Consider the following 21020-nt stretch of genomic DNA (forward strand, 5'->3'; position numbering starts at 1 on the left):
AAACGCTTTCCGCCCTCCGGAACCGGTTACCTGCTACCGGTCGGTAGGTGCGACGATCGGGTGACGCGACCCGGCGAGGAGGCCGGTGCGCGGCACAGCACCACGGAAAGCAGAGGAACCCGGCCATGGCAACGGCGCCCAGCGTCTCGTACTCGATGACCATCCGCCTGGAGGTGCCCGCCGGAGGCGCGGCGGTCAGCCAGCTCACCACGGCCGTGGAGTCCTCCGGCGGCTCGGTCATCGGCCTCGACGTCACCGCCTCCGGCCACGAGCGGCTGCGCATCGACGTCACGATCGCCGCCTCCTCCACCGCGCACGCCGACGAGATCGTCGCCAAGCTGCGGGAGGTCGAGGGCATCGCCATCGGCAAGGTCTCCGACCGGACCTTCCTGATGCACCTGGGCGGCAAGATCGAGATGGCGTCCAAGCACCCCATTCGCAACCGCGACGACCTCTCCATGATCTACACGCCCGGCGTGGCCCGGGTCTGCACCCAGATCGCGGCCAACCCCGAGGACGCCCGCCGGCTGACCATCAAGCGCAACTCCGTCGCCGTCGTCACCGACGGCTCGGCCGTGCTGGGCCTGGGCAACATCGGGCCCAAGGCCGCGCTGCCGGTCATGGAGGGCAAGGCGGCCCTCTTCAAGCGCTTCGCCGGCATCGACGCCTGGCCGCTGTGCCTGGACACCCAGGACACCGACGCCATCGTCGAGATCGTCAAGGCCGTCGCCCCGGGCTTCGCGGGCATCAACCTGGAGGACATCTCCGCCCCCCGCTGCTTCGAGATCGAGGCGCGGCTGCGCGAGGCGCTGGACATCCCCGTCTTCCACGACGACCAGCACGGCACCGCCATCGTGGTGCTGGCCGCGCTGACCAACGCGCTGCGCGTCGTCGGCAAGCGCATCGAGGACGTGCGGGTGGTGATGTCCGGCGCCGGGGCCGCCGGCACGGCCATCCTCAAGCTGCTGCTGGCCGCCGGGGTGAAGCACGCGGTGGTCGCCGACATCCACGGCGTGGTGCACTCCGGGCGCGCGGACCTGGTGGACGCCGCCCCCGACTCGCCGCTGTGCTGGATCGCCGACAACACCAACCCCGAGGGCGTCACCGGCACGCTCAAGCAGGCCGTCGTCGGCGCGGACGTCTTCATCGGCGTCTCCGCCCCGGACGTCCTCGGCGCCGAGGACGTGGCGGCGATGGCCGACGGTGCCATCGTCTTCGCGCTCGCCAACCCCGACCCGGAGGTGGACCCGGCGGTCGCCCGCCGGACCGCCGCGGTGGTGGCCACCGGCCGTTCGGACTTCCCCAACCAGATCAACAACGTGCTGGTCTTCCCCGGCGTCTTCCGGGGCCTGCTCGACGCCCAGTCGCGCACGGTCAACGAGGAGATGATGCTGGCCGCGGCGCGGGCGCTGGCCGACGTGGTGCACGAGGACGAGCTGAACGCGAACTACGTCATCCCGAGCGTCTTCAACGACAGGGTCGCGGGCGCGGTCGCCGGAGCGGTGCGGGAGGCCGCCATCGCGGCCGGTGAGTCTGTGACGACCGCCACGGTGCCCTGACCGCATGGGACCGGCGCGTCGGGGGCATCCCACCCGGATGGCCCCTTAGGGTGGCGAAAGCCGCACCGAGGGTGGCTACGGAGTGTCATCGTCGCGTGTCACAGGCGTCCTCCGGGTGATGTCGCAGGGCCCCGGATTGGCATTACCACCGCAGGTGGGGGCAGGATGCTTCCCCGAGGGCCGCGTCCTGGGAGCGCCCCCGCGGACGCGGAAGGTCTGGCAGCAGACCCGGGTCCGGGGACTGTCCGAGGGCCCTGGCAGCATCGGCTTCGATCTCATGCCTCACAGGCAAGAAAAATTACGGGAGTACGAATTATGAACCGCAGTGAGCTGGTGGCAGCGCTGTCCGAGCGCGCCCAGGTGACCCGCAAGGACGCCGACGCTGTGCTGGCCGCGTTCGCCGAGACCGTCGGCGAGGTCGTCGCCAAGGGCGACGAGAAGGTCACCATCCCCGGCTTCCTGACCTTCGAGCGCACCCACCGTGCCGCTCGCACCGCGCGCAACCCGCAGACCGGCGACCCGATCGAGATCCCCGCCGGTTACAGCGTGAAGGTCTCCGCGGGCTCCAAGCTGAAGGAGGCCGCCAAGGGCAAGTGAGCCCTGGCGCGGCACCACACGGGCGCATGCACGAGGGCGGTCACCCCGGAAAAGGGGTGACCGCCCTCCGCGTTGCCCGGGCCCCCGGCCGGGGGCCGGTGGGGGTCAGGCGGGCAGTTCCACGCGTGCGCCGAGCGCCGGCAGCTTCTCCATGAAGTTCTCGTAGCCCCGGTTGATCAGATCTATCCCGTGGACCCTGGAGGTCCCCTGGGCGGCCAGGGCGGCGATCAGGTACGAGAAGCCGCCGCGGAGGTCCGGGATGACCAGATCGGCCCCCTGGAGCTTCGTGGGGCCGGACACGACCGCCGAGTGGAGGAAGTTGCGCTGGCCGAAGCGGCACGGCATGCCGCCCAGGCACTCGCGGTAGAGCTGGATGTGCGCGCCCATCTGGTTGAGGGCGGAGGTGAAGCCCAGCCGCGACTCGTACACCGTCTCGTGGACGATCGACAGGCCCGACGCCTGGGTCAGGGCCACCACCAGCGGCTGCTGCCAGTCGGTCTGGAAGCCGGGGTGCACGTCCGTCTCCAGGGCGATGGCCTTGAGCGCGCCGCCGGGGTGCCAGAAGCGGATGCCGTCGTCGTCGACCTCGAACTCGCCGCCCACCTTGCGGTAGGTGTTGAGGAACGTCATCATCTCGCGCTGGCTGGCGCCGCGCACGTACACGCTGCCCTCGGTCGCCAGCGCCGCGCTCGCCCAGGAGGCGGCCTCCAGGCGGTCGGGCAGGGCGCGGTGGTTGTAGCCGCCGAGCTTGTCCACACCGGTGATGCGGATCGTCCGGTCGGTGTCCATGGAGATGATCGCGCCCATCTTCTGCAGTACGCAGATGAGGTCCTCGATCTCCGGCTCCACGGCGGCGTTGGAGAGTTCGGTCACCCCCTCGGCCAGCACGGCCGTCAGCAGGACCTGCTCGGTGGAGCCGACCGACGGGTACGGCAGCTTGATCTTGCAGCCGCGCAGCCGCTGCGGGGCCTCCAGGTACTGGCCGTCGGCGCGCTTCTCGATCGTCGCGCCGAACTCGCGCAGCACGTCGAAGTGGAAGTTCACCGGGCGTCCGCCGATGTCGCAGCCGCCCAGGCCGGGGATGAAGGCGTGGCCCAGCCGGTGCAGCAGGGGGCCGCAGAAGAGGATCGGGATGCGGGAGGAGCCCGCGTGGGCGTCGATGTCGGCGACGTTGGCGCTCTCCACGTGGGAGGGGTCGAGCACCAGCTCACCGGATTCCTCGCCCTTGCTCACGGTGACGCCGTGCAGTTCGAGCAGGCCCCGGACGACCCGCACGTCGCGGATCTCGGGGACGTTGCGCAGCCGGCTCGGTTCGCTGCCGAGCAGTGCGGCGACCATGGCCTTGGGCACGAGATTCTTCGCGCCCCGGACTCTGATCTCGCCCTCCAGCGGTGTGCCGCCGTGGACAAGGAGTACGTCGTCGGTGCCGGTCATGGGCCTCGCGTTCCAGGATGAAGAAGAGCAGGGGCACAGGGAATGGTAATGGCCGTACACCCGGGCCGTATCCGTCCGTCCGGGGCGCGGACGGGGCCGGAGGGCGGGCGGGCGCGGCCCGAACCGGCGCCGGGCCGCGCTCTTTCACGCAGCGTGCCCGGGGCGCTCCGCGGTGTTGTCCGGGATTCGGGCCCCCGTACGGGCCCGGAGTGCGGGATCATTGGGGCATGACCGAGGTGACCTCGCTCACCGGGCGGCTGCTCGTCGCGACGCCGGCGCTGACCGACCCGAACTTCGACCGTGCGGTGGTGCTGCTCCTCGACCACGACGAGGAGGGCTCGCTCGGCATCGTCCTCAACCGGCCGACGCCCGTGGACGTCGGCGACGTACTGGAGCCCTGGGCCGCGCTGGCGGGTGAGCCGGGGGTGGTCTTCCAGGGCGGGCCCGTCTCGCTGGACGCGGCGCTCGGGGTGGCCGTCATCCCGGGGAGCGAGGGCCCGCTGGGGTGGCGGCGGGTGCACGGGGCCATCGGGCTGGTGGACCTGGAGGCGCCGCCCGAACTGCTGGCCGCGGAACTGGGCTCGCTGCGGATCTTCGCCGGCTACGCCGGCTGGGGGCCGGGCCAGTTGGAGAACGAGCTGGAGGAGGGCGCCTGGTACGTGGTGGAGTCCGAGCCCGGCGACGTCTTCGCGCCCGAACCGGAGCGGCTGTGGCGGTCCGTGCTGCGCCGCCAGCGCAGCGAGCTGGCGATGGTGGCCACCTATCCCGACGACCCCTCGCTGAACTAGCGGCCCGGCCCGCTGCTCCGGGCGGGGCGGGTCCGGGTGCCCGCGGGGGCGGTCGCAGTACCCTTGGGGCCCATGAGCACTCCTGAGCCCGAGCGCGGGACGGGCACCGGCACCCTCGTCGAGCCCACCCCGCAGGTGTCCCACGGCGATGGCGACCACGAGCGCTTCGCCCACTACGTCCAGAAGGACAAGATCATGGCCAGCGCGCTCGACGGGACCCCCGTCGTCGCGCTCTGCGGCAAGGTCTGGGTCCCGGGGCGCGACCCCAAGAAGTACCCGGTCTGCCCCATGTGCAAGGAGATCTACGAGTCCATGGGAGCCGGCGGCGACAAGGGCAAGGACGGCGGCGGCAAGAAGTGACGCCGCCCCCCGGCGGCTCCTCCTCCCCCGTCCGGCCCTGATCCGCCCCGCACAGGGTCCGTCACTCCTTCAGCGGCCCCCGGAACGCACCCCGGTGCGTTCCGGGGGCCGCCGTGCGTCACGGGCAGGTGTCCGGGACCGGCCGGGGCGTCTTGTCGGCCGCCCCGGGTTGCCCTACCCTCCTGCACAGTTGTGCATGGCGAAACAGGTGTTGCGCAGGATGCAACGCCACTTCAAGGCCGCCCGGGAGCGGGACGCCGAGGACGAGGGCACGCGCGACGGCTCGCGCGGCCTGCGGAACACACGAGGAGAACCGGGCATGTACGAGCCCGATCTGGTCCCCCTGCCGCGCTCCGTCGAGGACGGCGGCGGACGGCTGGTGCTCGACGAGCGGACGGCGCTCGACGCCGGCCCCGGCACCGGGCGGGCCGCCCACTGGCTGCGCACCGCCCTCGCCGCGGCCACCGGCCTGCCCCTGCCGCCGGCGGGCCGGGACGGCGGAGGCGGCGGAGAGGGTGCGGGCGGCGGCGCCGTCGTGAGGCTGCGCGTGGACGAGGCGGTCGCCGCCGAACTCGGCCCCGAGGGCTACCGGCTGGACGTGACCGGCGGCGGCGCCGAGATCCGCGGCGGCGCGGCCCCCGGTGTCTTCTGGGGCGCCCAGACGCTGCGGCAGCTCCTCGGCCCCGCCGCGTACCGCCGCGCGCCGCTGCCCGGCCGCACCTGGTCGCTGCCCTGCGTCCGGGTGGCCGACGCGCCCCGCTTCGCCTGGCGCGGCTTCATGCTGGACACCGCCCGGCACTTCACGCCCAAGGACGGCGTGCTGCGCTGGATCGACCTGCTGGCCGCGCACAAACTCAACGTGCTGCACCTGCATCTGACGGACGACCAGGGATGGCGCCTGGAGATCGAGCGCTTCCCCCGGCTCACCGAGGTCGGCGCGTGGCGCCGGCGCACGAGGCTGGGTCACCGGGCCTCCCCGCTGTGGGACATCCGTCCGCACGGCGGCTTCTACACCCACGACGACGTCCGCGAGATCGTCGCGTACGCGGCCGAGCGCCACATCACCGTCGTCCCCGAGATCGACCTGCCGGGCCACTCCCAGGCGGCCGTCGCCGCCTATCCGGAGCTGGGCAACGCCGACGCCCGGGAGGGGGCTCCCGAGGTGTGGGACGACTGGGGCGTCAGCCCCGAGGTCCTGGCCCCCACCGAGGACGTACTCCGCTTCTACGAGGGGGTGTTCGAGGAGGTGCTGGAGCTGTTCCCGGGCGAGTTCGTGCACATCGGCGGCGACGAGTGCCCCGCGGACCAGTGGCGGCGCTCGCCGGCCGCGCGGGCGCGGGCCGAGCGGCTCGGCCTGGACGGCGTGGACGCCCTCCACGGCTGGTTCGTGAGGCACTTCGACCGCTGGCTGGCCGAACGCGGGCGCCGCCTTGTGGGATGGGACGAGATCCTGGGCGCCGGCGCGAACGGCATGAACGGCGACGGCGGCACGGCCGGCGCGGGTACGGGACTCGGCCCCGGCGCGGTGGTCTCCTCCTGGCGGGGCCGCGCGGGCGCGGTCGCCGCCGCGCGGGCCGGGCGCGACGTGGTGATGTGCCCCGAGCAGGAGGTCTACCTCGACCACCGGCAGGACGGCGGCGAGGACGAGCCGGTGCCCATCGGGTACGTGCGCACCCTGCGCGACGTGTACGGCTTTGACCCCGTGCCGCCCGAACTCGCGGGCACCGGTGCGGCGGAGCACGTCCTCGGCGCGCAGGCCAACCTGTGGACGGAGGTCGTGGACGACCAGCGGCGCGCCGACTACCAGGCCTTCCCGCGCCTGGCCGCCTTCGCCGAGGCGGTGTGGTCGGGGCCGGGAGCCCAGGACGGGGCGGACGGCTCCGGGGATCCCGGGAGGCGGTTCGGGGACTTCGAGCGGCGGATGGCCGCCGCCCACTACGCCCGCCTCGACGCGCTGGGCGTGGCCTACCGGCCGCCGTCCGGGCCGCACCCGTGGCAGCGCCGCCCCGGTATCGCGGGGCGACCGTTCCAGGAGCCGCCGCGGGTGTCCTGAGAGCCGGTCACCGGGCACCCCCGGCCCGCCCCGCCCGGTCTTCCGGGCCGAACCCCGCACCACTCCGGGACGGCGCCCGAAACGGCCCGTATAAAGTAGTACAAGGTCTCCCAGGGGTGGCAAGGCGCTTGTCCCGGTGACAACCGCCGAAAGCGGGCCATCGGCCAGGTCAGGGACGGATGCTCCCTTCACGGACCCCGGCTCCGGCGGCCCCCCGGAATGTGCCAGAGTTGCCACGTCCGGGTTCCCAGCACGTACGGTACGGCTGGGCAGCCGGGACGACCGGGGAAGGGGCGCTGGATTGAGCACGCACGCACCGCACGCACCACGGGCGGCGCAGCCGGTCATGCTGCCGGCCACGCTCGACGAGGCCGTGGCCGCTCTCACCGCCACGCCTGCCGCCGTGCCCGTCGCGGGCGGCACCGACCTGATGTCCGGGGTGAACTCCGGGCTGCTGAGGCCCGCCGCGCTGGTCGGCCTGGGCCGGATCAGCGAGATCCGCGGCTGGGAGTACCAGGACGGCCACGCGCTGCTCGGCGCCGGCCTCACCCACGCCCGTATGGGACGCCCCGACTTCGCGGCCCTCATCCCCGCCCTGGCCGCCGCCGCCCGTGCCGCCGGACCGCCGCAGATCCGCAACGCCGGGACGCTCGGCGGCAACATCGTCACCGCCGCGCCCACCGGCGACTCCCTGCCCGTCCTGGCCGCACTGGAGGCCACGGTGCTGATCGCGGGCCCGGGCGGCGCGCTGCGCGAGGTCCCCGTCAGCCATCTGCTGACCGGCATGGAGATGCTGCGGCCCGGCGAGATCGTCGGCTATGTGCGCGTGCCGCTGCTGCACGCCCCGCAGACCTTCCTCAAGGCCACCGGACGCACCGGCCCCGGACGCGCGCTGGCCTCGGTCGCCGTCGTGCTCGACCCCGTCCGCCGCGGGGTGCGCTGCGCGGTCGGCGCCGTCGCGCCGATGCCGCTGCGCCCGGTGGAGGCCGAGCAGTGGGTGGCATCGCTCATCGACTGGGACGGACGACGGACCCTGGCCCCCGAGGTGCTGGCCGCGTTCGGCGACTACGTCGCCATGGCCTGCATCCCCGATCCCCCCGCCCCGGAGGGCGGGGGAGAGGCCCCCGTACTTCCGCCCGCGGCACTGCACGTACGGCGTACGGTGGCGACACTGGCCCGACGGGGGCTCGGGAGGGCACTCGCATGAGCAACGACCAGCAGGGGCCGTTCCGGCAGGACGGCCGGCCCGTACCCCCCGCGGCGCCCGAGGGCGGCTGGGGAGGCGAGTACGACGGCGACTCCACCGCCTTCATACAGCTTCCCGAGAACCTGCCGGGCCCGTACCAGTACGGGCCCGCCGACGGGCCCGGCGGCATGCCCGAGCCGCTCGCCGCGCCGGGCACCGGACACGGCTGGGAGCCGCCCGCCATCGACCCCGGCGCCCACCAGGCGCCGCGGACCCAGGTGCCGCTGACCCCGGAGGCCACCACCGACCCGGCGGCCCCGGTGCAGTGGACCATGCCGTTCGCCGGAGGTCAGGCGGAATCCGCGGACCCCGCCTCCTCCGGCGAGCCCCCGCGGCCCGTACGGGAGCAGACCCCGACGCCGGGCGCGGCCGCCGCCATGGGGCAGGGGGCCGCGGCGGCCCTGGCCGGCTCGCACGAGGCGCGGCAGCAGCGCCGTCCGCACGAGGACGGCACCCATCAGGCGCAGGCGTCGGCGGAAGGTTCCGGCGGCGACTGGAGCGCGGTGCCCGCGCCCGGCGCGACCGGCCAGTGGTCGATCCCGTTCGCGGCGGCGGGCAGCCCCGACGACTCCGGCGAGTACCTGGCCGCCGCGGCGGCCGGGCGGGTGCCCGATCCGCCGCCGGTCCGCGAGCCGGAGGAGGCGCACGAACCGGAGGCGCACGAACCGGAGCCGCACGACCCGGAGGCGGCGGAGACCGCGGAGCCGGGCCCCGAGGCCCCCCCGGAGACCGGAGACGCGCCGGGCACGTCGGACGCGCCGGACACCGGAGAGCCGCCGGCCGACCCGCCCGCCGACTCCTCCGCGCCGCGCGCCGCCGAGGTCGACAGTGAGCACCCGCACGTCTCGTACGTCCTGCGCGTCAACGGGGCCGAGCGGCCCGTGACCGACGCCTGGATCGGCGAGTCCCTGCTCTACGTGCTGCGCGAGCGCCTCGGCCTGGCAGGCGCCAAGGACGGCTGCTCGCAGGGGGAGTGCGGGGCCTGTTCCGTCCAGGTCGACGGGCGCCTGGTCGCCTCCTGCCTGGTGCCCGCCGCGACCACCGCCGGATCCGAGATCCGCACCGTCGAGGGACTGGCCCGGGACGGCACGCCGTGCGACGTGCAGCGGGCGCTGGCCGCGTGCGGCGCCGTGCAGTGCGGCTTCTGCGTACCCGGCATGGCGATGACCCTGCACGACCTCCTCGAGGGCAACCACGACCCGACGGAGCTGGAGACCCGCCAGGCCGTCAGCGGCAACCTCTGCCGCTGCTCCGGCTACCGGGGCGTGCTCGACGCCGTCCGCACGGTCGTCGCCGAGCGCGAGGCCGCGGCCGCCGCGCTCGCCGAGGCCCGTGAGGCCGAGGCCGCGGGCCGCACCGGCGACGGCGGGGACCGGGGCGACGGCTCCCGCGTCCACATCCCGCACCAGGCCGGACCGGCCTCGCCCCGCACCCACCACGACCCGCCGCAGGACGGAGGCGCGCAGTGAGCAGTGACGCGGTGACCGCCACCCCGGCCCGAGGGGTGCCCCTCACCGGTACGGCCGCGGGAGGGGAGACCGAGCAGGCGCGGTACGGACTCGGAGCCTCGCTCCAGCCCGCCGACGCGCTCGCCAAGGTCCAGGGGACCTTCCCCTACGCCGCCGACCTGTGGGCCGAAGGGCTGCTGTGGGCCGCCGTGCTGCGCTCCCCGCACCCGCACGCCCGCATCGTCTCCATCGACACCGCGCCGGCCGCCGAGATGCCCGGGGTGCGGGCCGTCATCACCCACGAGGACGTGCCCGGCGACGCCACCCACGGCCGCCGGGTCGCCGACCGGCCCGCCTTCGCCCGGGACACGGTGCGCCACTACGGGGAGCCCATCGCCGCCGTCGCCGCCGACCACCCCGACACCGCGCGGCTGGCCGCCGCCGCCATCGCGGTCGAGTACGAGGTCCTGGAGCCGGTCACCGATCCGGAGAAGGCCTTCGAGGCCGAGCCCGTCCACCCCGACGGCAACCTGATCCGGCACATCCCCCTGCGCTACGGCGACGAGTCCGCCACCGGGGAGGTGGTCGTCGAGGGCCTGTACCGCATCGGCCGCCAGGACCCGGCCCCCATCGGCGCCGAGGCCGCGCTCGCCGTGCCGCGCACCGACGGCGGGGTGGAGATCTACACCGCCTCCACCGACCCGCACACCGACCGCGACCTGGCCGCCGCCTGCTTCGGGCTCCGTCCCGAGCAGGTCAAGGTCGTCGTCACCGGTGTCCCCGGAGCCATGGCCGACCGCGAGGACCCGAGCGTGCAACTCCCGCTCGGCCTGCTGGCGATGAGGACGGGCTGCCCGGTCAAGCTCGCGGCCGGCCGCGAGGAGTCCTTCCTCGGCCACGCCCACCGCCACCCCACCCTGCTGCGCTACCGCCACCACGCGGACTCCGAGGGCCGGCTGGTCAAGGTCGAGGCGCAGATACTGCTGGACGCCGGCGCCTACGCCGACGACTCCGCCGACGCGCTGGCCGCCGCCGTCTCCTTCGCCGCCGGCCCGTACGTGGTGCCGCACGCCGCGATCGACGGCTGGGCCGTGCGCACCAACAACCCCCCGTCGGGCCATGTGCGCGGCGAGGGCGCGATGCAGGTGTGCGCCGCGTACGAGGGCCAGATGGACAAGCTCGCCGCCAGGCTGGGCATGGACCCGGTCGAGCTGCGGATGCGCAACGTCATGGCCACCGGCGACCTGCTGCCCACCGGCCAGACCGTCACCTGCCCCGCGCCCGTGGCCGAACTGCTGCGCGCGGTACGCCAGGCGCCCCTGCCGCCGCTGCCCGCCGACGGCGCGGACGGCGCCCCGGGCCCGGAGGAGTGGCTGCTGCCCGGCGGTCCCGAGGGCGCGGGCGATCCGGGCGCGGTGCGGCGCGGCATCGGCTTCGCGCTGGGCATGGTCCACATGCTGGGGGCGGAGGGCGCCGACGAGGTGTCCACGGCCACGGTGAAGGTCGACGGGCCCGTCGCCACGGTGATGTGCGCGGCCGTGGAGACCGGACAGGGCTTCTCCACCCTCGCCCGGCAGATCGTCCAGGAGGTCCTCGGTGTCGAGGAGGTGCACGTCGTCGCCGTCGACACCGACCAGCCCCCGGCCGGGCCGGGCGCGCGCGGCCGCCACACCTGGGTCTCGGGCGGCGCGGTGGAACGGGCCGCGAAGATGGTCCGCACCCAGCTCCTCCAGCCGCTGGCCGCGAAGTTCGGGATGTCCACCGAGCTGCTGACCATCGCCGACGGCAAGATCACCTCCTACGACGGGGTGCTCAGCACCACCGTCGCCGAGGCGCTGGAGGGCAAGGAGCTGTGGGCCACCGCCCAGTGCCGCCCCCACCCCACCGAGCCGCTGGACGACACCGGCCAGGGCGACGCCTTCGTCAGCCTGGCCTTCGCCGCGATCCGGGCCGTGGTGGACGTGGACGTGGAGCTGGGCACGATCCGGGTGGTGGAGATGGCCGTGGCCCAGGACGTGGGCCGGGTCCTCAACCCCCAGCAGCTGCGCGCCCGGATCGAGGCGGGCGTCACCCAGGGCGTCGGCGCGGCCCTCACCGAGCATCTGCGGGTCTCGCGCGGCGTGGTGCGCCACCCCGACCTGACCGCCTATCCGCTGCCGACCGCGCTGGACGCCCCGGACATCCGGATCGTGAAGCTGGTCGAGGAACGGGACGTGGTCGCGCCCTTCGGCGCTAAGTCGGTCAGCGCGGTGCCCGTGGTGGTCTCCCCGGCGGCGGTGGCGGCGGCGGTGCGCGCGGCGACCGGTCGCCCGGTCAACAGGCTGCCGATCCGCCCGCAGGCCGCGGTGGCCAACCCCTGACCTCCCGTCGGCCTCTTCCTCTCCCCGTCCGGCCGTCCTGTCCGCCGGCCCGTCCGCCCGGCCCGTCCGCCCGGCCCGTCCGCCCCGCGCGTCCGCGGGCCGGCGGCACCGGCGGTGCTCAGCTGCGGGGGCGGGGGAACAGGGAGGGGGAGGCCTGGGTGAGGCTGGCGCCGGTCTGCGCGTCGCGGCGCACCGGCTCGGGGCCGTACCAGTCCAGGCACATCACGGTCGCGTCGTCCTTCAGCTCGCCTCTGTTGGCGTCCAGGACCGCCATGGTCAGGATCTGGGTCGCCTCGCGCGGATGGAGCTCCTGGGTGTCCTTGAGCAGCGCGGGCAGATCGACGAGCCGGGAGCGGCGGTCCAGCATCCCGTCGGTGAGGATGACCAGCCGGTCGCCCGGCCGCAGCTCCATCCCCTGCACCTCGTACATGCGCTGCGGCTGGACCCCGAAGGGCAGGTTGACCCTCAGCCCGACCTCCTCCACCCGTCCGCCCCGCAGCAGCAGGGGCCAGGGGTGGCCCGCGTTGACGAGCGAGACCCGCCCGTCGCGCAGGCCCACCCGCAGCAGCAGGCCCGTCGCCATGGCGCCGCCGCTGTGGTCGACCATGGCCCGGTGGGCCCGCCGCGCCTGCTCGGCCAGGTCGCAGCCCGCGCGGCGCGCGCCCCGCAGGGCGCCGACCAGCAGGGTGGCGAGCATGGCGGCGTTCACCTCGTGGCCCATGGCGTCGGTGACGGACAGGTGCAGGGTGTCGCGGTCCAGGGCGTAGTCGAAGGTGTCGCCGCCGACGTTGCCCGCCGGCTCCAGCGCTCCGGCCACCGCGAACTGCGCGGCCTCGCACGACAGCGAGGAGGGCAGCAGATTGTGCTGGATCTCGGCCGCCAGGCTGAGCGGGGCCGTCCGCTGCCCCCACTGGTAGAGGTCGGTGAAGCGCTGGTTGGCGATGACGATGTAGGCCAGTGTGTGGGCGGCCCGGCTGATCTCCCGCAGCGTCCTGCGGTCCGGATCGGCCGGAACGCGCACCTCCAGCACACCGATGGAGTCCCCGCGGTTGGTGACCGGGGCGATCACCCGCTGCCCGCCGTCCCCGTCGACGGCCTCCGCCAGTCGCAGCCGCTGGGTGCGGATCACGTCGCCGTAGACGGTCCCGAACAGCGGGACGGTCTCCATGCTCTCGCCCGTCCCCACCTCGCCCGCCGTGCTCATCCGCACCACCGACTGCCGTGCCAGGTCGGTGATGAGGAACGACACCGAGGTCGCGCCGAAACGCCGCTTGAGTTCCCGGGCCACCACGTCGACGGACTCCACCGGCGACGCGGCCTCCGCCGCCGCCAGGATCCCCGTGTGGGTGCCCCGCTCGGTGTCGTACTCGACCGTCATCGTCAACTCCCCTCGCCGGAACGCGCTCGCTCCGGGCCGTCGTCGGCGCGCTCCGGACCTCCAACCCGGATGCCGCACCCGTCAAGGTCTGCCGCTGTGCCTCCTGGAGTCCGTATGCCCCGGCTTTCCGTTTCAGTGCGTGCGGCCGTACGGCGCGGCCCCGCGACCGGTCGTGCGGCGGGCGTACGGGCACCACCGGAGCGGGGCGAACCGCCCGGGAACACGCTCCCCGGGCCGGCGGACGGCCTCCTCCCGGGCCCCTTCCCAGGCCCCCTCCCCGGGACCTGGGTCCGAAGGACGAGCCGGTCACCGCCCTATGACAGGCGCCAGTGTCGGAGACGGGCCTTACTCTGAGCGCATGACCGCACTCGACGACGAGCTCGACGGTCCCCAGGGCGGGGACCTCGGCACAGTGGCCCCCATCACCCCCGTCCTCACCCCGGTGCCCACACCGGAGGCGGACGGCGGAGTGCTCGGCCGCACCTACCGGGCGCTGACCCTGGGCATCGTCTCCGTCGTCCTCCTCATCGCCTTCGAGGCGACGGCCGTCGGCACGGCCATGCCCGTCGCCGCCGACCGGCTCGACGGGGTGTCGCTGTACGCCTTCGCCTTCTCCGCCTACTTCACCACCAGCCTGCTGGGCATGGTCGCCGCCGGCCAGTGGTGCGACCGCAGCGGGCCGCTGGCGTCGCTGGCCGCCGGAATCGGGTCCTTCGCCGTCGGGCTGCTGCTGTCGGGCACGGCGGCGCAGATGTGGGTCTTCGTCCTCGGCCGCGCGGTGCAGGGCATCGGCGGCGGGTTGGTGATCGTCGCGCTGTACGTCACCGTCGGCCGCGCCTACCCCGAGCGGCTGCGGCCCACGGTGATGGCCGCCTTCGCGGCGTCCTGGGTGATCCCGGCCGTCGTCGGGCCGCTGATCGCCGGCACGGTCACCGAGCAGCTCGGCTGGCGCTGGGTGTTCCTGGGCATCCCCGCCCTGGTCGTCCTGCCCATAGCGGTCATGCTGCCGCCCCTGCGGCGGGCCGCCGCAGGGGCGCCGCCCGGCGGGGCGAGGCCGCTGGACCGCAGGCTGATGCGGCTGGCGGTGGCGGTGTCGCTGGGGGCCGGGCTGCTCCAGTACGCCGGCCAGGACCTGCGCTGGATCTCCCTGGCCCCGGCCGTGATCGGCGCGGCCCTGATGGTCCCGGCCGCGCTCGGACTGCTGCCGCGCGGCACGTTCCGCGCCGCGCGCGGGCTGCCGACGGTGGTGCTGATGCGCGGCATCGCGGCGGGCTCGTTCATCGTCGCGGAGAGCTTCGTTCCGCTGATGCTGGTGAGCCAGCGCGGGCTGTCGGTGACGATGGCCGGCCTCTCCCTCGCGGCGGGCGGAGCGACCTGGGCGCTGGGCTCCTTCCTCCAGTCCCGGCCGTTCGCCGAGGCGCACCGGGAGCGGCTGGTGCGGTACTGCATGGTGCTGGTGACGGCGGGGATCGCGGCCACACCGCTGGTGCTGCTGGAGTCCGTGCCGGTGTGGACGGCGGCGGTCGCGCAGGCGGCGGGCTGCTTCGGGATGGGCGTGGTGATCTCGTCCACGAGCGTGCTGCTGCTGAAGCTGTCGAAGCCGGAGGAGGCGGGCGCCAACTCCGCCGCCCTCCAGCTGAGCGACGGGCTGTCCAACATCGTGCTGCTCGCCGCCTGCGGCGCGCTCTTCGCGGGCCTGGGCGGCGGCGCGGTGTCGGTGGGGCACGGCGCGGGGGAGGCGGCGGGCGCCGCCTCGGCCTCCCACCCGGCGGCGTTCGTGGCGGTCTACCTCCCGGCGGCGGCGGTCGCCCTGGTGGGCGCCCTGGTGGCGGGGCGGCTGCGGGCGGAGAGGTGAAACCGCGTGCGCGCGGCACCGTCCCGCCCATAGCGTTGAGCCATGGAGACGAACCGCGGCACCGCAGGACGCCTTCGGACTTCCACCGGGCCGGACGAGCGCGCCTCCCGCGAGAAGGCGGTGCGCGAGACGGCCGGCCGCGAGGCCGCCAGGTGGCGTGAACTCCTGGAGCGGCTGAAGTGAGCTTCTTCCACCTCACCTCCGAAGAGGTCCTGACCGTCACCGAATACGCCTGCGACGACATGCGGGTGGCCGTGCGCGACGCCGGCCTGCTGGAATCGGCGGCGTACCGCCCCGCGGCCTCGGCGTTCGGCGAGGAGGTGTACCCGGACGTGTTCGGCAAGGCCGGGGCACTGCTCCAGGCGCTGGCGATCAACCATCCGTTCGTCGACGGCAACAAGCGGACGGCGTGGCTGTCGTGCGTGACGTTCCTGTCGCTGAACGGTGAGCGGCTGCGCCCCGACATCGACGCCGCCGAGGAACTGGTGATCGCGGTGGCGACGGGGGAACTGGACGACGCCCGGCTGATCGGCGAGCGGCTGCGCCTGCTCCGGGACACCGGCGATCTGTGACGTGGACCGCACCCCGGTCCGCTCCCCGGGATGTCACCCGGATGGCGGACCGGGTGCCCCGGTAGTCTGACGCGGTTGCCGATCGCCGACCCAGTTCAGCGGAGACCGTGACTACCACGACCACGTCCCACCACCTCTCGCCCGCGTTCCCCGGCCGCGCCCCCTGGGGCACGGCGGGCAAGCTGCGCGCCTGGCAGCAGGCCGCGATGGACTCGTACATCGAGAAGCAGCCGCGCGACTTCCTCGCCGTCGCGACCCCGGGCGCGGGAAAGACGACCTTCGCCCTCACTCTGGCCTCCTGGCTGCTGCACCACCACGTCGTGCAGCAGGTGACGGTCGTCGCGCCGACCGAGCACCTGAAGAAGCAGTGGGCCGAGGCGGCGGCGAGAGTGGGCATCAAACTGGACCCGGAGTACAGCGCGGGCCCGCTGGGCCGGGAGTACCACGGGGTGGCGGTGACGTACGCCGGTGTCGGGGTGCGCCCGATGCTGCACCGCAACCGCTGCGAGCAGCGCAAGACGCTGGTCATCCTGGACGAGATCCACCACGCCGGCGACACCCGCTCCTGGGGCGAGGCGTGCTTCGAGGCGTTCGAGCCCGCCACCCGCCGCCTGGCCCTGACCGGTACGCCCTTCCGTTCGGACACCAACCCCATCCCGTTCGTCGCCTACGCCGAGGACGGCGAGGGGATCCGCCGCTCGGTGGCCGACTACACCTACGGCTACGGCAAGGCGCTGGCCGACGGCGTCGTGCGCCCGGTGATCTTCCTGTCCTACAGCGGCAACATGCGCTGGCGCAGCAAGGCGGGCGACGAGCTGGAGGCCAGACTCGGCGAGCCGATGACCAAGGACGCCATCTCCCAGGCGTGGCGCACCGCGCTCGATCCGCGCGGCGACTGGATGCCCAGCGTGCTGCGCGCGGCCGACACCCGGCTGTCGGAGGTCCGCAAGGCGATCCCGGACGCGGGCGGGCTGGTGATCGCCGCCGACCAGGACTCGGCCCGCGCCTACGCCAAGCTGATCCGCGAGATCACCGGCAGCCCCGCGACCGTCGTGCTCTCCGACGACGCAGGCGCGTCCAAGCGGATCGAGGAGTTCAGCCAGAGCGAGGACCGCTGGATGGTCGCGGTGCGCATGGTGTCCGAGGGCGTGGACGTTCCCCGCCTGGCGGTCGGGGTGTACGCCACCACCATCTCCACGCCGCTGTTCTTCGCCCAGGCCGTCGGCCGCTTCGTGCGCTCCCGGCGGCGCGGTGAGACCGCGTCGGTCTTCCTGCCCACCATCCCCATGCTGCTGGGCTTCGCGCACGAGATGGAGGTCGAGCGCGACCACGTCCTGGACAAGCCCAAGAAGGGCGGGGGGGACGAGGACCCGTACGCGGAGGAGGCCGACCTCCTCAAGGAGGCCGAGCGGCAGCAGGACGAGGACACCGGCGAGCAGGACCAACTGCCCTTCGAGGCGCTGGAGTCGGACGCGGTCTTCGACCGGGTGATGTACGACGGCGCCGAGTTCGGGATGCAGGCCCACCCCGGCAGCGAGGAGGAGCAGGACTACCTGGGCATCCCCGGGCTGCTGGAGCCGGACCAGGTGCAGCTGCTGCTCCAGAAGCGGCAGGCGCGGCAGATCGCGCACAGCCGCCGCAAGCCGGACGCCGAGGCCGATCTGCTGGAGACGCCCGCCGAGAAGCGTCCGGTGGTCACGCACAAGGAGATGCTGGAGATGCGCCGGCAGCTCAACTCGCTGGTCGGCGCGTACTCCCACCAGAGCGGCAAGCCGCACGGCGTGATCCACACCGAGCTGCGCCGGGTCTGCGGCGGGCCGCCCACCGCCGAGGCGACGGCCGGGCAGCTCCAGCAGCGGATCGCCAAGGTGCGCGAGTGGGCCACCCGGATGCGGTGACGCCGGCGGCCGCGGACAAGGGAGCAGGAGTGAGGGACGAGGCGCGGAGGGCGCGGACCCGGTCGGGTCCGCGCCCTCCGCGTATCCCGCGCACCCCGTACCGCCCGGCGGACGCCACGAGCGCGGTCGTGCGCGTCCGTGCGCCGCGCGCATGGACGTGGGAGCGCATCCAGGTCCGCGCCGGGCCGCTGTGACCTGCTGCTGTACGCAATGCGGATAAACCATGCCAGTCGCGCCCGGATTCTGGACAGAGTCTTCCGGACGGCGGACGGGATCGCTAGGTTTCGCGTCACGCACACGCCCCGTGGCAGCGCCGCCTCGGAGCGCAGCCGGTGCGGCCCGCCAAGCGACCGGCGGCTGGCCGGGGACAGCACGCGCGCCGCCGACGGGACCGGCGGCGCATCTCCCGGGGCAAAGTCGTCGGCACACAACCGAGGAGGGGGCGTCGTGACCGCGGAGACATCTCAGACGCTCGACCGGGGACTGCGCGTCCTCAAACTGCTCGCCGACACCGACCACGGCCTGACCGTCACCGAGCTCTCCAGCAAGCTCGGGGTCAACCGGACGGTCGTCTACCGCCTGCTCGCCACACTGGAGCAGCACTCCCTGGTGCGCCGGGACCTGGGCGGCAGGGCCCGCGTCGGGCTCGGGGTGCTGCGGCTGGGACGGCAGGTCCATCCGCTGGTGCGCGAGGCCGCCCTGCCGGCGCTGCGGGCGCTGGCCGAGGACGTGGGCGCCACCGCGCACCTGACGCTGGTCGACGGCAACGAGGCCCTGGCCGTCGCGGTCGTCGAGCCGACCTGGACCGACTACCACGTCGCCTACCGCACCGGCTTCCGCCACCCGCTCGACAAGGGCGCGGCGGGGCGCGCGATCCTCGCCGGGCGCCGACCGGACCGGGATCTGGAGGACGGCTACGTCCTGACCCGCGGCGAGTTGGAGGCCGGGGCCTGCGGCGCCGCGGCACCGCTGCTGGGGGTCAACGGCATCGAGGGCAGCGTCGGCGTGGTGATGCTGTCGGAGTCGGTGCCGCAGAAGGTGGGGCCCCGCGTGGTGCAGGCGGCGCAGGAGGTCGCCGACTTCCTCCGCTAGGCCCGGCCCCGGGGCGCCGGAACCGCCCGGCCGCACCGCCCGGCCGACGCACGCGGAGCGGCGGTGAACTAGATTCACCTCCATGCCGGCTCTGTCCTCCCGTACCCAGGCCCTCGCGATCTGCGGGACGCTCGTCGCGGCGCTGCTCGCGGTCGCCGCGCTCGTCCCGCTGCCGTTCTCGGTCGCCCAGCCCGGGGTCACCGCGGACGTCCTGGGCGAGTACCGGGGCAGGCAGGTCATCACCGTCGACGGGGCCGGCGATCCCGGCGGCGGCGACCCCGGGGCGGGCGAGTCGGAGGGCCGGCTGCTGGCGACCACCATCGCGGCGACGGCGCCGGACACGACCGTGCGGCTGGCCGACGTGGTGGACGCCTGGTTCGACACCGACCGCGCGGTGATGCCGCGCGACTCGGTCTACCCGGTCGGCGACGACGCCGAGGAGATCGAGGAGCACACCACCGCCCAGATGGAGCAGTCGCAGGCGGAGGCGGTGACGGCCGCGCTGCGCCAACTGGGCATGTCCGAGGACGAGGTGGAGGTGGAGCTGCGGCTCGCGGACGTCGGCGGTCCCAGCGCCGGGCTGGTGTTCGCCCTCGGAGTCGTCGACGAGATCGACGACGGCGACCTCACCGGCGGCCGTACGATCGCCGGCACCGGCACCATCACCGCACGCGGCGAGGTCGGGCCGGTCGGCGGCGTCCCGCTCAAGACCCAGGCGGCGGCGCGCGACGGCGCCACCGTCTTCCTGGTCCCCGAGGCGGAGTGCGACGACGCGCGGACCGAACTCCCCGAGGATCTGCGCCTGGTGCCCGTCACCACCCTGGAGGGCGCGCTGAACGCGCTGAGGGCGCTGCGGGACGGCGGCCACGTACCGGGCTGCTGAGTCCGGGGAGCCGGCGCGAAGCCCCTCCCACCCGCGCGGGCGGAACCCGCCGCGGACGCCGTCGGCCTGCGAAGATTCCGCCCGAACCGGGACGGTGAGCGCCGTGCGCGGGGAGCCGCGGTGACGGTGTGCGGAGCCGGCGTGGAGATTCCCCCGGCGATCTTGTTCCTTACTCGTTGGTAAGTGACCCTCCTCACGGCGGGAGCGCGGAGGACGGCCCGCCGGTCTGCGGGCTCGCGCAGGCCTTTCCCGACGACGAGGAGGATCCCGCGTGAAGGCAGTGAGGAGAACGGCCCGCAGCCGTACGGGAGTGGGCCTGGCCGCGGCCGTGGTCGCCGCGGCCCTGGGGCTCGGCTCCGCGGCGCCGGCCGGCGCCGCGCAGCAGTCCCGGCAGGAGACCGGCTACATGGTCATACTCAAGGGCGCGCCGGGCGCCCTGACCCCGACCTCCGCGAAGGACCGGAACAAGGACCTGGCCGAGCGCTACGGAGCCGCGCTCGGCCGCACCTTCACCACCGTGCTCAACGGCTTCTCGGCCCGGATGACCCCGGCCGAGGCCGCGCGCCTGGCGGACGACCCCTCCGTCGCCTCCGTGGCCCCGGACCGCAAGGTGACCATCGCCTCCACCCAGACCGATCCGCCCTCCTGGGGCCTGGACCGCATCGACCAGCCCGACCTGCCGCTCGACGAGGTCTACGACCACCCGGACGCGGCCGGCCGCGGGGTCACCGCGTACGTCATCGACACCGGCGTCCGCATCAGCCACGCCGACTTCGGCGGGCGTGCCTCCTACGGCTACGACGCCGTCGACGGCGACACCACCGCCGGCGACGGCCACGGGCACGGCACCCACGTGGCGGGCACCCTGGCCGGATCCTCCTACGGCGTGGCCAAGGACGCCGACATCGTCGCCGTCCGCGTCCTGGACGACAGCGGCGCCGGCACCACCTCACAGGTCGTGGCGGGAATCGAGTGGGTGACCGAGAACGCGCGCAAGCCGGCGGTGGCGAACATGAGCCTCGGCGGCCTGATCGACCCCGCGATCGACACCGCCGTGCGCAACTCCATCGCCTCCGGCGTCACCTACGCCGTCGCGGCGGGCAACTCCAGCGCGCCGGTGTTCCTGCACTCGCCCGCCCGGGTCTCCGAGGCCATCACCGTGGGCGCCACCGACAGCGGCGACGCGATGGCGGCCTACTCCAACTACGGCCTGGGCGTGGACATCCTGGCCCCCGGCTCCTCGATCACCTCCGCCTGGAACACCGGGGACTCGGCGGCCAACACCATCTCCGGCACCTCGATGGCCACCCCGCACGTGGCCGGCGCCGCCGCGCTCCACCTCGCCGAGAACCCCTCGGCCACCCCGGCCCAGGTCTCGGACGCGCTGGTCTCGGCCGCGGCCCGCGACAGGGTCAGCGGCAACCTGCTCTCCCCCGACCGGCTCCTGCAGGTCGCGGACTGACGGGGCGCCACCTCCTCGCGGGGCCGGCCCGCACC

General features: G+C 74.4%; 17 protein-coding genes. 15 read left to right on the forward strand and 2 right to left on the reverse strand.

The window, feature by feature from the left end; genetic code table 11:
* Nucleotides 1-125: 125 nt before the first annotated feature.
* Complete coding sequence (locus L7D48_RS04690) at nucleotides 126-1559, forward strand: NAD-dependent malic enzyme (protein ID WP_237877602.1); 1434 nt, start codon at nucleotides 126-128, stop codon at nucleotides 1557-1559.
* Between the two features lie 315 nt (nucleotides 1560-1874).
* Nucleotides 1875-2156 (forward strand): HU family DNA-binding protein, encoded by a 282-nt coding sequence (locus tag L7D48_RS04695; RefSeq protein WP_093654109.1) that lies wholly within the window; start codon nucleotides 1875-1877, stop codon nucleotides 2154-2156.
* Nucleotides 2157-2261: 105 nt separating this feature from the next.
* Here L7D48_RS04695 and murA read toward each other — a convergent pair whose 3' ends face one another.
* Nucleotides 2262-3590, reverse strand: coding sequence for a UDP-N-acetylglucosamine 1-carboxyvinyltransferase (gene murA / locus L7D48_RS04700; protein ID WP_237877603.1), 1329 nt, complete (start codon nucleotides 3588-3590; stop codon nucleotides 2262-2264).
* 227 nt (nucleotides 3591-3817) lie between these two features.
* Between murA and L7D48_RS04705 the strand changes: the two genes are divergently transcribed.
* The 6 genes from L7D48_RS04705 (at nucleotide 3818) to L7D48_RS04730 (ending at nucleotide 11845) form a co-directional block, all read left to right on the forward strand.
* On the forward strand, nucleotides 3818-4378 hold the full coding sequence (locus L7D48_RS04705) for a YqgE/AlgH family protein (RefSeq protein WP_206348337.1): 561 nt from the start codon (nucleotides 3818-3820) through the stop codon (nucleotides 4376-4378).
* 72 nt (nucleotides 4379-4450) lie between these two features.
* Complete coding sequence (locus L7D48_RS04710) at nucleotides 4451-4738, forward strand: DUF3039 domain-containing protein (protein WP_093654114.1); 288 nt, start codon at nucleotides 4451-4453, stop codon at nucleotides 4736-4738.
* A 319-nt stretch (nucleotides 4739-5057) separates the two neighbouring features.
* On the forward strand, nucleotides 5058-6791 hold the full coding sequence (locus L7D48_RS04715) for a beta-N-acetylhexosaminidase (RefSeq protein WP_237877613.1): 1734 nt from the start codon (nucleotides 5058-5060) through the stop codon (nucleotides 6789-6791).
* Between the two features lie 346 nt (nucleotides 6792-7137).
* A complete protein-coding gene (locus tag L7D48_RS04720; protein ID WP_237877614.1) occupies nucleotides 7138-7998 on the forward strand; it encodes a xanthine dehydrogenase family protein subunit M in 861 nt (286 codons plus the stop codon).
* Nucleotides 7995-9506: a (2Fe-2S)-binding protein gene (locus L7D48_RS04725; protein ID WP_237877604.1), complete on the forward strand. Its 1512-nt coding sequence runs from the start codon at nucleotides 7995-7997 to the stop codon at nucleotides 9504-9506. Before L7D48_RS04720 ends, L7D48_RS04725 begins: the two co-directional genes overlap by 4 nt.
* A complete protein-coding gene (locus L7D48_RS04730; protein WP_374491091.1) occupies nucleotides 9503-11845 on the forward strand; it encodes a xanthine dehydrogenase family protein molybdopterin-binding subunit in 2343 nt (780 codons plus the stop codon). The genes L7D48_RS04725 and L7D48_RS04730 overlap by 4 nt, the downstream gene beginning before the upstream one ends.
* Before the next feature lie 118 nt (nucleotides 11846-11963).
* Here the strand turns inward: L7D48_RS04730 and L7D48_RS04735 are convergent, their stop codons facing one another.
* Nucleotides 11964-13223, reverse strand: coding sequence for a PP2C family protein-serine/threonine phosphatase (locus L7D48_RS04735; RefSeq protein ID WP_237877605.1), 1260 nt, complete (start codon nucleotides 13221-13223; stop codon nucleotides 11964-11966).
* Nucleotides 13224-13581: 358 nt separating this feature from the next.
* Between L7D48_RS04735 and L7D48_RS04740 the strand changes: the two genes are divergently transcribed.
* The 7 genes from L7D48_RS04740 to L7D48_RS04770 all read left to right on the forward strand — a co-directional run bounded on the left by L7D48_RS04740 (nucleotide 13582) and on the right by L7D48_RS04770 (nucleotide 20985).
* Nucleotides 13582-15078, forward strand: coding sequence for an MFS transporter (locus L7D48_RS04740; RefSeq protein ID WP_237877606.1), 1497 nt, complete (start codon nucleotides 13582-13584; stop codon nucleotides 15076-15078).
* A gap of 42 nt (nucleotides 15079-15120) precedes the next feature.
* Nucleotides 15121-15261, forward strand: coding sequence for a hypothetical protein (locus L7D48_RS04745; RefSeq protein WP_237877607.1), 141 nt, complete (start codon nucleotides 15121-15123; stop codon nucleotides 15259-15261).
* Nucleotides 15258-15650, forward strand: a complete 393-nt coding sequence (locus L7D48_RS04750) for a type II toxin-antitoxin system death-on-curing family toxin (RefSeq protein ID WP_237877608.1) — start codon at nucleotides 15258-15260, stop codon at nucleotides 15648-15650. Before L7D48_RS04745 ends, L7D48_RS04750 begins: the two co-directional genes overlap by 4 nt.
* Nucleotides 15651-15757: 107 nt before the next feature.
* Nucleotides 15758-17548, forward strand: coding sequence for a DEAD/DEAH box helicase (locus tag L7D48_RS04755; protein ID WP_237877609.1), 1791 nt, complete (start codon nucleotides 15758-15760; stop codon nucleotides 17546-17548).
* A 447-nt stretch (nucleotides 17549-17995) separates the two neighbouring features.
* Entirely contained in the window at nucleotides 17996-18640 is a 645-nt protein-coding gene (locus L7D48_RS04760) for an IclR family transcriptional regulator (protein WP_237877610.1), read from the forward strand.
* Between the two features lie 82 nt (nucleotides 18641-18722).
* The gene (locus L7D48_RS04765) at nucleotides 18723-19523 is read left to right on the forward strand and encodes a S16 family serine protease (protein ID WP_237877611.1); all 801 of its coding nucleotides are present in this window, start codon (nucleotides 18723-18725) and stop codon (nucleotides 19521-19523) included.
* A gap of 271 nt (nucleotides 19524-19794) precedes the next feature.
* Entirely contained in the window at nucleotides 19795-20985 is a 1191-nt protein-coding gene (locus L7D48_RS04770; RefSeq protein WP_374491101.1) for a S8 family peptidase, read from the forward strand.
* Nucleotides 20986-21020 lie beyond the last annotated feature (35 nt).

Origin of the sequence: Streptomyces sp. ICN903 (assembly GCF_022015835.1) — a bacterium.
GTDB classification, from domain to species: Bacteria; Actinomycetota; Actinomycetes; order Streptomycetales; family Streptomycetaceae; genus Streptomyces; species Streptomyces fenghuangensis.

Excerpts from the sequence above, each read along its gene's own strand:
- L7D48_RS04690 (WP_237877602.1), top strand. The coding sequence starts at position 126 with ATGGCAACGGCGCCCAGCGTCTCGTACTCGATGACCATCCGCCTGGAG.
- L7D48_RS04695 (WP_093654109.1), top strand. The coding sequence starts at position 1,875 with ATGAACCGCAGTGAGCTGGTGGCAGCGCTGTCCGAGCGCGCCCAGGTG.
- murA (WP_237877603.1), bottom strand. The coding sequence starts at position 3,590 with ATGACCGGCACCGACGACGTACTCCTTGTCCACGGCGGCACACCGCTG.
- L7D48_RS04705 (WP_206348337.1), top strand. The coding sequence starts at position 3,818 with ATGACCGAGGTGACCTCGCTCACCGGGCGGCTGCTCGTCGCGACGCCG.
- L7D48_RS04710 (WP_093654114.1), top strand. The coding sequence starts at position 4,451 with ATGAGCACTCCTGAGCCCGAGCGCGGGACGGGCACCGGCACCCTCGTC.
- L7D48_RS04715 (WP_237877613.1), top strand. The coding sequence starts at position 5,058 with ATGTACGAGCCCGATCTGGTCCCCCTGCCGCGCTCCGTCGAGGACGGC.
- L7D48_RS04720 (WP_237877614.1), top strand. The coding sequence starts at position 7,138 with ATGCTGCCGGCCACGCTCGACGAGGCCGTGGCCGCTCTCACCGCCACG.
- L7D48_RS04725 (WP_237877604.1), top strand. The coding sequence starts at position 7,995 with ATGAGCAACGACCAGCAGGGGCCGTTCCGGCAGGACGGCCGGCCCGTA.
- L7D48_RS04735 (WP_237877605.1), bottom strand. The coding sequence starts at position 13,223 with ATGACGGTCGAGTACGACACCGAGCGGGGCACCCACACGGGGATCCTG.
- L7D48_RS04740 (WP_237877606.1), top strand. The coding sequence starts at position 13,582 with ATGACCGCACTCGACGACGAGCTCGACGGTCCCCAGGGCGGGGACCTC.
- L7D48_RS04745 (WP_237877607.1), top strand. The coding sequence starts at position 15,121 with ATGGAGACGAACCGCGGCACCGCAGGACGCCTTCGGACTTCCACCGGG.
- L7D48_RS04765 (WP_237877611.1), top strand. The coding sequence starts at position 18,723 with ATGCCGGCTCTGTCCTCCCGTACCCAGGCCCTCGCGATCTGCGGGACG.